This window comes from Streptomyces sp. P6-2-1 (assembly GCF_050613165.1).
Taxonomy (GTDB): domain Bacteria; phylum Actinomycetota; class Actinomycetes; order Streptomycetales; family Streptomycetaceae; genus Streptomyces.
On the sequence record NZ_CP192513.1, the window covers coordinates 1,307,361 to 1,322,320 of the forward strand.

14 protein-coding genes are annotated in these 14,960 nt (G+C 71.8%); 5 read left to right on the forward strand and 9 right to left on the reverse strand.

All coding sequences use genetic code 11. The features are described 5' to 3' along the window. The first annotated feature begins 364 nt into the window (after nt 1-364). Entirely contained in the window at nt 365-1,021 is a 657-nt protein-coding gene (locus ACQYWQ_RS05815; RefSeq protein WP_431032816.1) for an MBL fold metallo-hydrolase, read from the forward strand. Nucleotides 1,022-1,110: 89 nt separating this feature from the next. Here the strand turns inward: ACQYWQ_RS05815 and aroQ are convergent, their stop codons facing one another. The 4 genes from aroQ to uvrB form a co-directional block, all read right to left on the reverse strand. Beyond that, nucleotides 1,111-1,566, reverse strand: coding sequence for a type II 3-dehydroquinate dehydratase (gene aroQ, locus ACQYWQ_RS05820; RefSeq protein WP_431032817.1), 456 nt, complete (start codon nt 1,564-1,566; stop codon nt 1,111-1,113). 127 nt (nt 1,567-1,693) lie between these two features. Beyond that, on the reverse strand, nt 1,694-2,767 hold the full coding sequence (locus ACQYWQ_RS05825) for a TerC family protein (protein ID WP_431032818.1): 1,074 nt from the start codon (nt 2,765-2,767) through the stop codon (nt 1,694-1,696). 285 nt (nt 2,768-3,052) lie between these two features. Then, a complete protein-coding gene (locus tag ACQYWQ_RS05830; protein ID WP_431032819.1) occupies nt 3,053-3,637 on the reverse strand; it encodes a TerD family protein in 585 nt (194 codons plus the stop codon). Between the two features lie 286 nt (nt 3,638-3,923). Then, nucleotides 3,924-6,089: an excinuclease ABC subunit UvrB gene (uvrB, locus tag ACQYWQ_RS05835; RefSeq protein WP_431032820.1), complete on the reverse strand. Its 2,166-nt coding sequence runs from the start codon at nt 6,087-6,089 to the stop codon at nt 3,924-3,926. A 631-nt stretch (nt 6,090-6,720) separates the two neighbouring features. Between uvrB and ACQYWQ_RS05840 the strand changes: the two genes are divergently transcribed. Both ACQYWQ_RS05840 and ACQYWQ_RS05845 read left to right on the forward strand, forming a co-directional pair. Then, nucleotides 6,721-7,641 carry a glycerophosphodiester phosphodiesterase gene (locus ACQYWQ_RS05840; RefSeq protein WP_431039072.1) on the forward strand — a complete coding sequence of 307 codons (921 nt, stop codon included), beginning with the start codon at nt 6,721-6,723 and terminating at the stop codon, nt 7,639-7,641. A gap of 116 nt (nt 7,642-7,757) precedes the next feature. Then, the gene (locus tag ACQYWQ_RS05845; RefSeq protein ID WP_431032821.1) at nt 7,758-8,363 is read left to right on the forward strand and encodes a methylated-DNA--[protein]-cysteine S-methyltransferase; all 606 of its coding nucleotides are present in this window, start codon (nt 7,758-7,760) and stop codon (nt 8,361-8,363) included. Nucleotides 8,364-8,473: 110 nt separating this feature from the next. On the opposite strand, the gene ACQYWQ_RS05850 is transcribed toward ACQYWQ_RS05845, so the two are convergent. From ACQYWQ_RS05850 to ACQYWQ_RS05860, 3 genes are all read right to left on the reverse strand, one after another. Beyond that, a complete protein-coding gene (locus tag ACQYWQ_RS05850) occupies nt 8,474-9,115 on the reverse strand; it encodes a uridine kinase (RefSeq protein WP_431032822.1) in 642 nt (213 codons plus the stop codon). A gap of 253 nt (nt 9,116-9,368) precedes the next feature. Continuing rightward, complete coding sequence (locus ACQYWQ_RS05855; protein ID WP_007828494.1) at nt 9,369-9,611, reverse strand: DUF397 domain-containing protein; 243 nt, start codon at nt 9,609-9,611, stop codon at nt 9,369-9,371. Further along, nucleotides 9,612-10,472, reverse strand: coding sequence for a helix-turn-helix domain-containing protein (locus ACQYWQ_RS05860; RefSeq protein ID WP_431032823.1), 861 nt, complete (start codon nt 10,470-10,472; stop codon nt 9,612-9,614). A 125-nt stretch (nt 10,473-10,597) separates the two neighbouring features. On the opposite strand from ACQYWQ_RS05860, the gene ACQYWQ_RS05865 reads away from it, so the two are divergent. Then, nucleotides 10,598-11,110 (forward strand): ATP-binding protein, encoded by a 513-nt coding sequence (locus tag ACQYWQ_RS05865; protein WP_431032824.1) that lies wholly within the window; start codon nt 10,598-10,600, stop codon nt 11,108-11,110. Continuing rightward, the gene (locus ACQYWQ_RS05870) at nt 11,111-11,560 is read left to right on the forward strand and encodes a hypothetical protein (protein ID WP_431032825.1); all 450 of its coding nucleotides are present in this window, start codon (nt 11,111-11,113) and stop codon (nt 11,558-11,560) included. Nucleotides 11,561-11,906: 346 nt separating this feature from the next. On the opposite strand, the gene ACQYWQ_RS05875 is transcribed toward ACQYWQ_RS05870, so the two are convergent. Together ACQYWQ_RS05875 and ACQYWQ_RS05880 are read right to left on the reverse strand one after the other, a co-directional pair. Further along, nucleotides 11,907-12,083: a hypothetical protein gene (locus ACQYWQ_RS05875; protein ID WP_431032826.1), complete on the reverse strand. Its 177-nt coding sequence runs from the start codon at nt 12,081-12,083 to the stop codon at nt 11,907-11,909. 1,063 nt (nt 12,084-13,146) lie between these two features. Next, the gene (locus ACQYWQ_RS05880; protein WP_431039073.1) at nt 13,147-14,916 is read right to left on the reverse strand and encodes an FUSC family protein; all 1,770 of its coding nucleotides are present in this window, start codon (nt 14,914-14,916) and stop codon (nt 13,147-13,149) included. Nucleotides 14,917-14,960: the final 44 nt, after the last annotated feature.

Here is a 14,960-nt window from a genome sequence, read left to right on the forward strand (position 1 = left end):
GCCGTCCCGGCGATGGGCTGTCACGGGGACGGGGCGCCTGCGCGATCGCGCCGCCACCGCCCCTGTCGAGAACACCGGGGGAACCGTGGTGATTCCGCAGGGTTTGCCACCCCGTCCCGGTCGTCCCTTCCAGCATGCCTCGTGACCGCACCTCCGAGCGTATAGCACGCACTTTCGATTTTGAGCCGCCTCCGGACTTCTTCACCCGTACGAGTCAAGGTGGCGGAGGTGGCTTGACGCGCAGGGCCCGCCGGGGACGCGCCCGGCCCCCTCCCGACTGTGCCCACCGTCACAACGGCGCGCGGGACGCCGCCGTCACGGGCGGTCCCCGGGGCTGTCAGTGGGGCGTTCTAGGGTGTGCCGCATGACGTACAGCGGAAAGGTGCGGGTGGGCGGGCCCGCCGAGGCGCACGAACTGGGCGAGCTGATCATCTCCAAGGTCGCCGTCGGCCGGATGGAGAACAACGCCTACCTGCTGCGCTGCCGGGAGACGGGCGAGCAGTTGCTGATCGACGCGGCGGCGGAGCCACAGACCCTGCTCCGGCTCATCGGGCCCGACGGCGTGCGCACGGTCGTCACGACCCACCGGCACCCCGATCACTGGCAGGCGCTCGCCGAGGTCGTCGCCGCGACCGGGGCGCTGACGTGCGCGGGGCGCGAGGACGTGGCGGGCATCCCGGTGCCCACGGACGTCCCGCTCGACGACGGGGACGTGGTGCGGGTGGGCCGGGTGGAACTGGGGGTACGGCACCTGAGGGGCCACACCCCGGGCTCGGTCGCGCTCGTCTACGACGACCCGGACGGCGCCCCGCACATCTTCACGGGCGATTCCCTCTTCCCTGGCGGCGTCGGCAACACGCACGGCGACGCGGCGGCCTTCGCGCAGCTCATCGGCGACGTGGAGGAGCGCGTCTTCGCGCCCCTGCCGGACGAGACCTGGGTCTACCCGGGCCACGGCGACGACACCTCGCTCGGCGCCGAGCGCCCCCACCTCGCGGAATGGCGGGCGCGGGGCTGGTGACGCCCCGCGCCCGTACGGGCAAGGATGCTCGTTCCGTACGGGGCCCGTTCCCGTACGGGGCCCGTTCCCCTCCGGGCGGCAGGGAGCCGTCAGCCCAGCAGCGCGGCGACGCGCTCAACGGCGAACTCGTAGCCCTGGATGCCGCAGCCCGCGATGACGGCGTCGGCACGCAGCGAGACGTAGGAGTGGTGCCGGAACTGCTCGCGCTTGTGGATGTTCGAGAGGTGGACCTCGACGACGGGCAGGCCCTCGCAGGCCTGGAGCGCGTCGAGGAGGGCGACGGAGGTGTGCGTGTACGCGGCGGGGTTGATCACGATGCCGCAGTGGTGCTCGCGCGCCTCGTGCACCCAGTCGACGAGCTGCCCTTCGTGGTTGCTCTGCCGGGTGTCCGCGCGGCCGCCGAGCTTCTGCGCGGTACGGGCGCACAGCGCCTCGACGTCCGCGAGCGTGTCGGTGCCGTAGACCTCGGGCTGCCGCTTGCCGAGGAGGTTCAGGTTGGGCCCGTTGAGCACCATGAGCGGGGCGGTCGTGAAGGTGTGCGGCATGGGGTCCTCCGGTCCTGGGCTGAAGCTCGACCGAGGTCTATCACGCCGGTCCCCGGCAGGAAGAAGCGTGGTCCCCGCCCGTCCCCATGAGCGGGCGAGGACCACGCGTGAGGCGCGCCGCGTGCGGTCAGCGCCTCGGTCCGGCCCCGTCGTCCCCGTCCCTGGACGGCTGGGCCGCGTCTGTGTGCCGCTGCCGCTCGGTGCCCGTGCCCACCGCGGCGTGCTCGGGATCGCTCGCTGCGGTCTTCCCGGCCTCGCGCTGCCTGCGGGTGGCGAGCAGGCTCGTGACGGTCGTGACCGCGAGGACGGCGACGATGACGCCGAGCGAGACGGCCGTCGGGATCTCGGGGACGTGTACGCCGCTCTCGTGGAGGGCGTGGAGCACGAGCTTGACCCCGATGAAGCCGAGGATGACCGAGAGGCCGTAGCTGAGGTGGACGAGCTTCTTGAGCAGTCCGCCGATGAGGAAGTAGAGCTGGCGCAGCCCCATCAGCGCGAAGGCGTTGGCGGTGAAGACGATGTACGGGTCCTGCGTGAGCCCGAAGATCGCCGGGATGGAGTCGAGGGCGAAGAGGACGTCGGTCGTGCCGATGGCGAGGATCACGACGAGCATCGGCGTCATGATCCGCTTGCCGTGCTGCCGGACGAAGAGCTTCGTGCCGTGGTACCTGTCGGCGACGCCGAAGCGGGTCTCCAGGGACTTGAGGAGCTTGTTCTCCTCGAACTCCTCCTCGCTCCCGTCGTCCTCGCGGGCCTCCTTGATGAGCTTCCAGGCGGTGTAGAGGAGGAAGGCGCCGAAGAGGTAGAAGATCCACGAGAAATTCTCGATCATGGCGGCGCCCGCGAGGATGAAGACGGTCCGCAGGGCCAGCGCGATGAGCACGCCGACGAGGAGCACGCGCTGCTGGAACTTCGCGGGAACCGCGAACTTCGCCATGATCAGCACGAAGACGAAGAGGTTGTCGACGCTGAGCGATTTCTCGGTGATGAACCCGGCGAAGAACTCGCCACCCTGCTTGCCTCCGGCGAAGACCAGGAGCCCGACGCCGAAGAGACAGGCGAGGGCGACCCAGACGACCGTCCAGATCCCGGCCTCCTTGAGGGAGACCTCATGGGGTTTGCGTCCGATGAGGAAGTCGACCGCGATCATGGCCAGCAGGGCCACGATCGTGATCAGCCACACGGTGAGAGAGATGTTCACTGCGCCTCCGGCAGTACGTCACGGCATTCGATCAGCTCGTCGCTGCCGGAGGTCTCTTCCACCACGGCCGGTGGGCGCGTGGCCGACGCCCCGGGACCTGAACGGTCCGTATTGACGGGTACGCCGCTTGAGGAGTACTCCCCTCCGCTGCCCACAAAGCTACGGCGATACCCAAGAGATGTAAAGGCGAAGGTAAAAGGAATCCAAAAGACGCAGGTGGGCGGGGGTGCCCGGAGAGGTGCCGGAAGGGCCCCACTCAGCCGCTCCGGCACCCCTCGCGCGCTCTCAGAGCAGGGGCAGGATCGCCGGTACGAGGTCCTGGAAGGTGCGGCCCTGCGCGGGCGTGCCGAGCGCGGTCATGCGCCAGCCCCCGTCGGCGCGGTGCACCTTCGCCATGATCTGCGCCGTGTACGGGCCGCCGCCGGCCAGGGTGTGCCGGGCCAGTTCCTGCCCGTTCGTCTCGTCGACCAGGCGGCAGAAGGCGTTCTGGACCTCCTGGAAGGTCTGACCGGTGAAGGAGTTCACCGTGAAGACGATCTGGTCGATGTGCGAGGGCACCTGCTGGAGGTCGACGAGGATCGATTCGTCGTCGTCCCCCTGTCCCGCGCCCCCGACCAGGTTGTCCCCGGTGTGCCGGATCGAGCCGTCGTTGCTCGTGAGGTGCTGGAAGAAGACGACGTCGACCGACTTCTTGCCGCTGAAGAGCACCGCGGAGGCGTCCAGGTCGATCTCCCGGGGACGCACCAGCCCCAGCAGCCCCCGCTTGCGCGGGGCGGCCTGCCAGCCGAGCCCCATCCGGACCGCCGTCAGCGCTCCCCCGTCGCCCTTCTCCAGACTGATGCCCTGACCCTTGGCCAAGTTGACCGTCACGTGTCCCCACCTTCCGTGCCTGCGTACCAGGGCGCTCCCCCGTAGAGCGCCCGCCCCACGACCCTTGCACGGCGGCGGGGGATGGCACAGCCCCCGTACGGCGGATTGTGGCCGTCCCGGGACACGCGGGCGCTCGATGTGACCCGGGCGAGTGACCCGGTCAGGGGCCGGGGACGGACCATCCGCCCGGGTGACGCCGCGTGGACGCGGTGCCCGCCCTGGTGACGGCCCCGCGCCCGGCACAGCGCTCGCGTCCGTCTCGGTGGGCCGCGGCGGCCCGCACCCCTCAGGCGACTCCTGCCTCCTTCATCTGCCGCAGCTCCTTCTTCATCTCGGAGACCTCGTCGCGCAGCCGCGCGGCCACCTCGAACTGGAGGTCGGCGGCGGCCGCCCGCATGCGGTCGGTCATCTCCTCGATCTGCTGGGCGAGCGCGGCACCCGGCTGGTCGGTCGGCGCGGCCGCGGCCTTGCCCTTGGCGCCCTTGGCCTTGCTCTTGCCCTTCGCCGCCTTGCCCGCCTCGCCGTTGGCCTTGCCGCCGAGCGCGGGCACGGGTGTCCTGGCGCCCTTGCCCTCCTTCGCCTGCCGGTAGCCCGTGCCGAGCAGGGAGTCCGTGTCGACCTCCTCGCGCGCGATCGAGGCGACGATGTCGTTGATCTTCTTGCGCAGCGGCTGCGGGTCGATTCCGCGCTCGGTGTTGTACGCGATCTGCTTGGTGCGGCGGCGGTTGGTCTCGTCGATCGCCCGCTCCATCGCGGGCGTGACCTTGTCCGCGTACATGTGGACCTGCCCGGAGACGTTACGGGCGGCACGCCCGATGGTCTGGATGAGCGAGGTCCCCGAGCGCAGGAAGCCCTCCTTGTCGGCGTCGAGGATCGCGACGAGGGAGACCTCGGGCAGGTCGAGGCCCTCGCGGAGCAGGTTGATCCCGACGAGGACGTCGTACTCCCCGGCCCGCAGCTCGCGCAGCAGCTCGATGCGCCGCAGCGTGTCGACGTCGCTGTGCAGGTAGCGCACGTTGATACCGAGTTCGAGGAAGTAGTCGGTGAGGTCCTCGGCCATCTTCTTGGTGAGCGTCGTGACGAGGACGCGCTCGTCCTTCTCGGTGCGCCCCCGGATCTCGTGGACGAGGTCGTCGATCTGGCCCTCGGTCGGCTTGACGACGATCTCCGGGTCGACGAGCCCGGTCGGTCGGATGATCTGCTCCACGAAGCCGTCCGCGCGGGACAGCTCGTAGTTCCCCGGGGTCGCCGAGAGGTAGACCGCCTGGCCGATGCGCTTCTGGAACTCCTCCCACTTCAGCGGCCGGTTGTCGAGCGCGGAGGGGAGCCGGAAGCCGTGGTCGACGAGGGTGCGCTTGCGCGAGGCGTCGCCCTCGTACATCGCGCCGATCTGCGGGACCGTGACGTGGGACTCGTCGATGACGAGGAGGAAGTCCTCGGGGAAGTAGTCGAGCAGGGTGTTCGGCGGGGAGCCGGGCTCGCGGTCGTCGAAGTGCATCGAGTAGTTCTCCACGCCGGAGCAGGTGCCGATCTGGCGGAGCATCTCGATGTCGTACGTCGTGCGCATCCGCAGCCGCTGCGCCTCCAGCAGCTTGCCCTGCTTCTCCAGCTCGGCGAGCCGCTGCTCCAGCTCCGTCTCGATGCCGTTGATCGCCCGTTCCATGCGCTCGGGACCCGCGATGTAGTGCGAGGCGGGGAAGACGTAGACCTGCCGGTCGTCGCTGATGACCTCGCCGGTGAGCGGGTGCAGCAGCGAGAGGGCCTCGATCTCGTCACCGAACATCTCGATGCGGACGGCCAGCTCCTCGTAGACCGGGAAGATCTCGATCGTGTCGCCGCGCACGCGGAAGGTGCCGCGCGTGAAGGCGACGTCGTTGCGCGTGTACTGGATGTCGACGAAGCGGCGCAGCAGCTCGTCGCGGTCCACCTCGTCACCGACCTTGAGGGAAACCATGCGGTCCACGTACTCCTGCGGCGTACCGAGGCCGTAGATGCAGGAGACGGAGGCGACCACGACGACGTCCCTGCGGGTGAGCAGCGAATTCGTCGCGGAGTGACGCAGCCGCTCGACCTCCTCGTTGATCGAGGAGTCCTTCTCGATGTAGGTGTCCGACTGCGGGACGTACGCCTCCGGCTGGTAGTAGTCGTAGTACGAGACGAAGTACTCGACCGCGTTGTTCGGGAGCAGCTCGCGGAACTCGTTGGCGAGCTGGGCCGCGAGGGTCTTGTTGGGCGCCATGACGAGGGTCGGGCGCTGGAGCCGCTCGATCATCCACGCGGTGGTCGCCGACTTGCCTGTGCCGGTCGCGCCGAGCAGGACGACGTCCTTCTCGCCGCCCTTGACGCGCTTCTCCAGCTCGGCGATGGCGGTGGGCTGGTCACCGCTGGGCGAGTACGGGCTGACGACCTCGAAAGGCGCCACCGTGCGTTCGATCTGAGTTACGGGCCGCATGTCATCCACGGTACGACCGACCACTGACAACCGGCCTGGCAAACGGCCCGGCGCCCGGAGGGCGGCACGTCCCTGACCCGGCAGGAGCGCGGACGGGCGGGAGCGCGGACGGGCGGGAGCGCGGACGGGCCGCAGCACGGACGGGCGGGGGCACGGACGGGCGGGAGCGCGGACGGGCCGCAGCACGGACGGGCGGGGGCACGGACGGGCGGGGGCACGGACGGGCGGGGGCACGGACGGGCGGGGGCACGGACGGGCGGGGGCACGGACGGGCGGGGGCGCGTACGACGGAGGCGCGCGCCCCCGGCGTGCGCGGCGCGCCGTCCGATTCCGGCCGCGATCCGGTCACCGGGGGTCCCCGCGCCGCGGGAGGCCGCTGCGTGTCGCGGTACGGGCGGTGACCGCGCGCCCCGTGTGCCGCGCGCGCCCTCGTATGCGCCCATACCTTTCTGACCTGCGCTTTCCCTGGCGGCGCGCGGGTGTGGTAGCGACGTGCGTCCGACCGGTCGCGCTCCGTTCGGGGTGTGGCCATCGCGCATCTGTCTGCGCGCACCCCGCAGCGGTCACGCTCCTACTGTCAGTGATCCCGCGAACTCCAGGAGCCTTCTTGTCCGCACGAGCCGCCACAGCAGTGACCGTCGCGATCCTCGGCAGCGGAGCCCTCGTCGGTCTCCCCGCCGCGTCCGCCTCGGCAGCCGACAGCGCGCACACTCCCGCCGGAATCACCGTCGTGGGACACCGCGGTGCGCCCGCCTACGCCCCCGAGAACACCCTGCCCTCCGTCGACAAGGCGGCGCGGCTCGGATTCCGCTGGGTGGAGAACGACGTCCAGCGCACCAAGGACGGAGAGCTGATCGTCCTGCACGACACGACCCTCACCCGTACGACCGACGTGGAGCAGGTCTTCCCCGACCGGGCGCCGTGGAACGTGCGGGACTTCACCGCGGCGGAGATCGCGCGGCTCGACGCGGGGACCTGGTACGACCCCGCGTTCGCCGGTACGCGCATCCCGACCCTGAAGCAGTACCTGAGCCGGATCACGCGCACCCACCAGAACCTGATCCTGGAACTGAAGAGCCCCGATCTCTACCCGGGCATCGAGGCCCAGACCCTGGCCGAGCTGCGGAGCAACGGCTGGCTCGACCGCAGGCACGTGCGCAATCGCCTGGTGGTGCAGAGCTTCGACGCGAACAGCATCAAGGAGGTGCACAAGCAGCGGCCCGACGTGAAGACCGGTTTCCTCGGTACCCCGACGCAGGCCGAGCTGCCCGAGTACTCCCGGTTCGCCGACCAGATCAATCCCTCGCACACGACGATCGGCGCGGACTGGGTCGCGGCGGCGCACGCGCTGAAGGGCCCGCACGACAAGCCGCTGGAGGTCTTCACCTGGACCGTCGACACCCCGAACGACACGGTGGCGGCCGCGGACAAGGGCGTGGACGGGATCATCAGCAACGCCCCCGACGTCGTGCGCGACGCGCTCGGCGGCGAGGGCGAGGGAAGGGCCGAGGGCTGGCTGAAGGCTGAGGGCTGGCTGAGGACCGCGGGCTGATGACGGGAGGCTGAGGACCGGCGCCGAGGACCGGGGACCGACGGGGGCTGACCGGAAATCGCCTGGTCAGCCGCCGTGCCGGAGGCGTTGTCAGTGGGCGGTCGTACGGTGTGCGCATGAACAGTGACACGTCCGCGGAGCCGGGGGCCCCGGAGCCCGTGCCGGGGCACGACGACGCGCCGGAGGGGCCCCGGGGCTGGACCTCGGCGGTGGTGGAGAGCCCCATCGGCCCGCTCCTCCTGGCGGCGACGGGCACCGGCCTCGTCCGGGTCGCCTTCCATGCGAACGCGCGGACGGCGGCCGGGGAACGGGCGGCGCTCGCCGCCCGCCTCGGCGCTCCGGAGGACCCGGCGACGGGGGCGGGCACGGTGGAGGCCGCGGGCAAGGCGCTGGACCGGTACTTCGCGGGGGACGGCGCCCTCGCCGCACCACCACTGGACTGGTCGCTCGTCACCGGTTTCCAGCGCGAGGTGCTGCGGGTCCTGGCGGCGGAGGTGCCGTTCGGGGCGGTGGTCGGGTACGGGGAGCTGGCGCGCAGGGTGGGGCAGCCGGGCGCCGCGCAGGCGGTGGGGCTGGCGATGGGAGCGAATCCGCTGCCGCTCTTCGTGGCCTGTCACCGGGTGGTCGAGCGGGACGGCGGGATCGGGGGATTCGGGGGCGGCGTGGAGACGAAGCGGCAACTGCTGGCGCTGGAGGGAGTACTGCCGGAGCCCTTGTTCTGAGAGCCGTCGGGCGGCGGGCGGACCTGAGCGGGGGGTACGGGGGCCGTGCGAGGTGTACGGCGCGGGGCCGCGTACTGCCCGGCCCGGACTGGCGCGGACCCTTGCGGGGGTCAGCCCTGAGGGACGCGACGGGCCGGGTGGCGCGGGTCGTCCGTGCGGACGACGAGGTCGGCCACGTCGATGGGTTCCTGTTCGGCTTCGTAACGGGCGAAGGCGGGGAGGGTCCAGCGCTCCTCCTCCGGGGTGCGGCGGCGCAGTGCCGCCTCGGTGAGGGAGAGGTGGACGCCGAGGTCGAAGGGGAACCAGTGGCCGAAGAGGAAGGGGCCGTGGACGAGGAGGAAGCCGCCGGGCGGCAGTGTGACGTACGGGGTGCGGGTCGCGCGGTCGGTGGCCGGGTCCCACAGGTCGGGCAGGACGCGACCGCTCCCTCCGGGGTCGAGGGGGGCGAAGACCTCGCGCCACAGTGCCGGGATGTCGAACCAGCCGGCGAGGTAGCTGTCGGGGTCGTGGTGGCCGTGCTCGAAGCGGAGCGAGGCGGGGCGCAGGAAGCCGCTCGTGGCGAGCGGCAACGCGGGCCGGCCGGCGGCGCGCAGCGCTTCGGCGAGCCGCTCCGCGAGGTCCTCGGGGCGGGCTGCGGGGGCGCCGTCGACGGCCACCCTGACATGGGCGCCGCCGTCGGCGGGGGTGGTCGTGAGCAGTCGCTCGGTGAGGTCCTCGGTCAGGCGTTCCCAGGTGATCGCTTCGAATCGCACGGGTTCATGGTGACGCAAGGGGCACGTGACGCACGGGTGGGGGCCTGCGGCGGAGGGCACGCGGACGGCGGACAGGCAGGCGGGCAGGCGGCGGAGAGGGCACGCGGCCGGCCGGGGGGCGGGCGCTGGGGAGGCGGGCACGGAGAAGCGGGGGGGGCGGGGCGGAAGCCAGTGAGCGGGCACGAAAAACGGGGGCGCGCTGTGGCACGCCCCCGGAAAGGATTCCGGGACGCGGTCCCGGGTGCGGAGGAGGTCAGGAGAGGAGGAAGTCGGCCTGCCCGGCCTTGGCTCCCTGGATGAAGGCGGTGATCTCCGCCGGGGTGTAGATGAGTGCGGGCCCTTCTGGATCGGAGGACTGACGGAACGCGATCCTGCCGTCGGCGAGCTTCATCGCCTCGACGCAGTTCCCCCCGTTACCGCCGCTCCACGGCTTGCGCCATCCCGCGTTGCCGAGCTGGGCGGCGGGCATGCCGTTGTATATCCGGACGCGGTCCATTCACAGCTCCTTGCGGACATCCCTCAGGATCTCCTTTGTGCGTTGTGCAGTGGCGGCATGTGCCGCCATGTGGTCCATGACCTCCAGATACGTGGCGACTTCGGGCCGGCTGTCGAGATAGACGGCACCGGTCAGGTACTCCACGAAGACCATGTCCGGGAGTTCGGGCATGGGGAAACGGAAGAGCACGAAGGGACCGAAGGTGCCGGGGTGGGGCCCGGCACTGAACTCGGCGATCTGGAGGGTCACATTGGGCAGCTCGGTGACGTCGAGCAGATGGTCGATCTGCCGGCGCATGACCGTCGCGTCCCCCGCCTGACGGCGTACCGCCGTTTCGTCCAGGACGTACCACAGTCGTGGAGCGTCCTCGCGTACCAGGAGCTTCTGGCGTCGCAGTCGCAAGTCGACATGACGCTCTATCTCCTCCGGCTCGCTGCGCCCGAGCGAACCGGCCCGCATGACGGCCCGTGCGTACTCCTCGGTCTGGAGCAGGCCCGGCACGAAGTGCGGTTCGTAGTTGCGGATGAGGCTCGCGGCCCCCTCCAGGCTGACGTGCATGCTGAACCAGCCGGGGAGCACTCCGTGGTAACGCTGCCACCAGCCTGGCTTATTGGCGTCCTCGGCGAGCGTGACGAAGGTTTCGACCTCCTCCGGCGAGGCCCCGTACGACTGAAGGAGGAGCTGGACGTACGGAATCCGCAGCGCGACCTCTGCCGTCTCCATGCGCCGGACCGTGGCCGGGGCGACGCGCAGAACCTTGGCCGCCTGTTCGCGACTGAAGCCCGCGTGCTCGCGCAGGTCCTGGAGCCGCCGCCCCAACACCACCTGGCCCACGGTCGGCGCGGACCTCGGTTCGCTCACGTCGACCTCCCCTTGGCGAACAGTTCCCGAGCAGTGTGCCATGCGCCGCAACCCCAGCACACTGCACTCTGAATTTTTCAGAGTGACCCTTGCCAAGTGTTCACGCCGGGGCGATAGTGGCACACGTGATTCCGTCCGCTCCGTTAATCACCCCCCAGATCGGTGAGCGCTGCGCGAGTTTCGAACTCGCCGCTCACCCGGGCTCCGCCGCCCAGGCCCGGCGGCTCACCCGTGCGCAGCTCAACGGCTGGTCGGCGCCCGAGGAGACGTGCGAGGCGGCGATCCTGATCGTCTCCGAACTCGTCACCAATGCCCTTGTTCACACGGGCAGTCGGCAGATCGTGTGCGAGCTGCGTGAGGTCGAGCAGCGCGAGTCGGCCCCACGACAGCCCCACGACCCGCGCAGGCGTGTCGGCGGAGCGAGCGACGCGACGGACGGGACGCGACTGCGCATAGCGGTGCGCGACGAGGGGCAGTGCGGCAGACAGCCCGCGAGCCCTCGCCAGGACCCGCAGGACGAGCACGGGCGCGGCCTCTTCCTGGTCTCCGCCATGAGCCTGACCTGGGGGACACAGGAGGCGGAACAGGGGTCCGGCTTGGTCGTGTGGGCCGAGTTGTCTTGGGAAGAGGCACGCTGAATGCACACGTGGACGGCAGGCTCGCTGAGCCTCGACACGCTCGCCTCGCTCAGCCGGGGCAGGGCCCCCCGGAGAGCGGCGCGAACGCCACTGGTGCGTTTGACGGTGCCGAGCGGGATGACCACGTCGATGGGCGTGGACGCGGTGGGCGTGCCGGAGGCGCTGGCCCGGCGGGTGATGGGGCGGCTGCCCCGGATGGGTTGCGTCTTCGCGGACGGCGGCCGCTGGTGGTGGATCGTGCCCTCGGGGTCCGACGTGGCCCTGGAGTGGCCCGCGCCCGTGCACTACGCGGCCGGGGCGCTCGTACCGGACGCCCGCAGGGAGCCGCAGCTTGTCCACCAGCCTGCCGGCAAGGCGCCGTACACCCCGCCGATCCCGCTCTACGTGACACTGTGCCGCCTCACCGACACCCTCCCCCCGTGGTCGCGACCGACACAGGCGGAGGACTGACGGACTGACCGGCACGCCGGTCATGACGCCGTCCGCCCGAGCACTGGCTGGCGGCTGGCGGCTGGCGGCTGGCGGCTGGCGGCTGGCGGCTGGCGGCTGGCGGCTGGCGGCTGGCGGCTGGCGGCTGGCGGCTGGCGGCTGGCGGCTGGCGGCTGGCGGCTGGCGGCTGGCGGCTGGCGGCTGGCGGCTGGCGGCTGGCGGCTGGCGGCTGGCGGCTGGCGGGACATTAGCTCGTATCCCCTGAAGTTTGTCGCGCCCCTTCCCATTCCCGCCCGAGCAGGCCCGGCTTTGCGTGGAGCGGCCGCGCCATGACGCGGGCAGGCTCAACCGGAGCGCGAGAAAAGGATCATTCCGGCGCCGAGCGGGCGCGGACGATGACGAGGAAGGCGTCCTGGTCGAGATCCATGACGACCTCGGCCGCCGTGCCCTCGCAGCGTCGCTGACGGGCGAATTCCTCGGCGGGCCAAGAGCCCCGCGGTCCGCCCGCGGGGAAGCGTTCCAGCACCACTCGTTCAGTCCTCACGGCCGCAACTCCGTCCTGTCGTACCCGGGTCGCACTCCCCTGCCGTCGACGCCGCCGCAACACGCGTCCACCCGAACCCCACCCTCCACTCACTCGCATGGAGTAACGAGTGCACCCGCCGCCACGTCACGCCGCGCCGGACAGTGCGTCGAGAATGACGCAGCGAGGGCCCGCGGCGTAGGCGCCGTGACCGTACCGTCACCTGTTCGCCCCGGCTCGTAACGGCATACGTCGCCCGCGAGGGTCGCGGGGGGCGCGACCGGCGGCGCATCCGGCCGGGCGGTGGTGAGCGGGATGCGGCAGGTCAGGAGGTGAGCCGGGCGGGATGGTCGCGGCGGCCGAGCGCGGTGAGATCGGGGAGGGCGCTCGCACTACCGGGACGGTCGAGGCCACAGGCATATGCCGAATACGCATGGAAGGGCTGCTCACCGATGCGCAGGGAGTAAGGGAGTAGCTGAGCGTGAGCCGGTCGACGCGCTCCCTGGCGCGGCGGGTGCGGGTGTGACACTCGGAGCCCCGGGACCGCTACGGCGAGGGGCGGCAGCTGGGACGTGGTGGAGGTGGCGGGAGGGACGGGGCGAGGGAGGAGGTGGATGCTGGAGGTGAGGGGGCTGGGGCGACGGGTGGACGCGGGTGTGGGGTGGATGGGGAGCGATGGAGAGGGTGATGGCGTCGCGAGGGGTGGGGCGTGGGGGGCCTGCATGAGGGGCCTTCCCTTGCCACTTCTTGCTTGCCGCCCCTCCCGCGCACGAGGGGCCTCTTGCGCGGGAGGGGCCCCTCTTGCGCACGAGGGTTGGAGGACTGGACTGGACTGGACTGGACGACCGCACAAGGGCAGTCCCCCGCCCTCCCAGGGGGGCGACCCCAATTCAATCCTCCCAGCCCCCACCCACCCACTCCCCCCATCTCCGCCAATCTGTGGATAACTTCGAGAAATCCGCAAAACCTCTCACTCGTCCGTGTGAGCAGATTTTTCACTCAACGCACGCCGCCGCCAAGGTGACGTACGGTGCACGCAACAGCACCCACAGTGCATGTTGAGCGGGGGTCGGACCTGGCGTAGTCAGTGCGCCACAGGGGTCCGGTCGTGGGCGTGGGCGCCGAGTTCGCCGAGCAGGGCGCGGAGGCGGGCGCTGTCGCGCGGGGGCAGGGTGCCGGCGTCGTCGGCGTGAACGGCGGCGGCCGTGGTGGTGTCCACGAGCCTTTCGAGTACGGCGGTGAGTTCGGCGGCTCCGGCACTGCGGCGGGCGAGCGGGGGCAGTTCGGCGGCCGAGACCTCGACGGCGGCGCGGGCCTGGGCGAGGGAGCGGTAGGCGGCGCGACGCAGTGCCCAGCGGCCCGGCAGGTCGGGCGAGCCGCTGAGCACGTGGCCGAGATAGTCGGTCGCGGCCTGCGAGGCGGCGGCGAGTCGGCCGCGGGCGACGGTGCCCGCCCGGCCGGGGAGAGGGAGGTGTCCGGCGAGCAGCACGATGCCGCAGGCGAGGAGGGTGTCGGTGAGGCGGTTCCAGGTGGCCTGGGTGTCGCCGCCGAGACCGACCAGGGCGAGGACGAGGAGAGTGACGACACCGGTCTGGAGGGCGAAATGACGCATGGCGAGCGGGACGAGCGCCCCGCAGACGGCGGCGAGGGCGACGAGCCCCGTCTCGGGTGGCAGCGGTACGGGGGCCACGGCGACGGTGAGCGCGACGAAGAGCCCGGCTCCGGCGACCGTACCGGCGACCCGGCACAGGACGCGTGAGGCGAGGGGGCCCAGGTCGGGCTTGACGAGGAAGACGGCGGTGGCGGGAAGCCAGTACCAGTGCTCGGGGTGGAGGGTCTGCGCGACGGCGGTGGCGGCACCCATGCTGAGCGCGACGCGGATTCCGTACTCGCGCCCCGCCGGTCCGGTGGCACGGCGTATCGCGGCGCGCAGGCGGGCGCGGGCGCCGCGAGGGGTGCGGGCGGCGGGAGAGGGGTCGGAGTCGAAGACCGCGAGGGCGGAGAGGAGGGACGCGTCGAGTGCGCGCAGGCCGGGGGCATCGCGTTCGGGCGCCGGGACGGGTCCGGGCACGGTGTCGTGGCGTGCGGCATCGGCGAGGGCGAGGAGGCCCCGTACGGTACGGGCCGGAAGCGGGCATCCGGCCCAGAAAAGGGCGGTGGCGGCCTCCGCGAGGGGGAGAGCGGCATCGAGGCGGGCGTGGAGGCGGCGTTCGGCCGGGCTGCTCGCGAAGCGACGGAACCGGGGCGCGAGCAGGGCGTCCTGGGCCTGGTCGAGTGCGGCGGTGAGGGCGGAGCGGCGGGCGGGAGCGGCGGGGGTACCCGTGGCGTCGAGAAGAGCGGCGATCGCGGTGTAGACGGAGGCGACAGCGGCGCGTTCGGTGCCGAGGCGGTAGGGGTGGCGGGCTCCGTCGTCCGGGGACGGGAGCAGGAGGCGCAGGGTGAGGAGCCAGGCCGCTCCGGTGAGGAAAGCGAGGGCACGCTGCCAGCCCGGCTCGGGCAGGGGCATTCCTGCGCCGATGGCCGTCGCGACGAGCACCTGGGTGCCGACGCCCGAGGCGACCGGGCCGATCGCGCTCACGGCACCGGCGAAGAGGCCGAGCGCGGCAAGGACGAGAGGCAGGAGGAGAGGCTGCGTGGAGTGTGGGAGGAGCACGGTGGCGCCGCTGCCGAGCAGCAGACCACAGGTGCCCGCGAGGGCGGGGGCACCGAGGCGCAGTCCCGCGATACGGCGGCTGCCGGGCCGGTCGTTGATGGCGGCGAACAGGCTGCCGAGCGCGGCCATGACAGCGAGCCCCGGCTGGCCCGCGACGACGGCCAGAACGAGCGGGAGTGCGCCGAGCAGGCCGCGCAGCATGGCGCCACGCGGCACCGGGACGCGCGGGAGGTGCAGGGCGTGGG

Coding starts and splice junctions, on each gene's coding strand:
- ACQYWQ_RS05870 (WP_431032825.1), top strand. CDS start 11,111: ATGCACACGTGGACGGCAGGCTCGCTGAGCCTCGACACGCTCGCCTCG.
- ACQYWQ_RS05855 (WP_007828494.1), bottom strand. CDS start 9,611: ATGGACCGCGTCCGGATATACAACGGCATGCCCGCCGCCCAGCTCGGC.
- ACQYWQ_RS05880 (WP_431039073.1), bottom strand. CDS start 14,916: ATGCTGCGCGGCCTGCTCGGCGCACTCCCGCTCGTTCTGGCCGTCGTC.
- uvrB (WP_431032820.1), bottom strand. CDS start 6,089: ATGCGGCCCGTAACTCAGATCGAACGCACGGTGGCGCCTTTCGAGGTC.
- ACQYWQ_RS05815 (WP_431032816.1), top strand. CDS start 365: ATGACGTACAGCGGAAAGGTGCGGGTGGGCGGGCCCGCCGAGGCGCAC.
- ACQYWQ_RS05845 (WP_431032821.1), top strand. CDS start 7,758: ATGAACAGTGACACGTCCGCGGAGCCGGGGGCCCCGGAGCCCGTGCCG.
- aroQ (WP_431032817.1), bottom strand. CDS start 1,566: ATGCCGCACACCTTCACGACCGCCCCGCTCATGGTGCTCAACGGGCCC.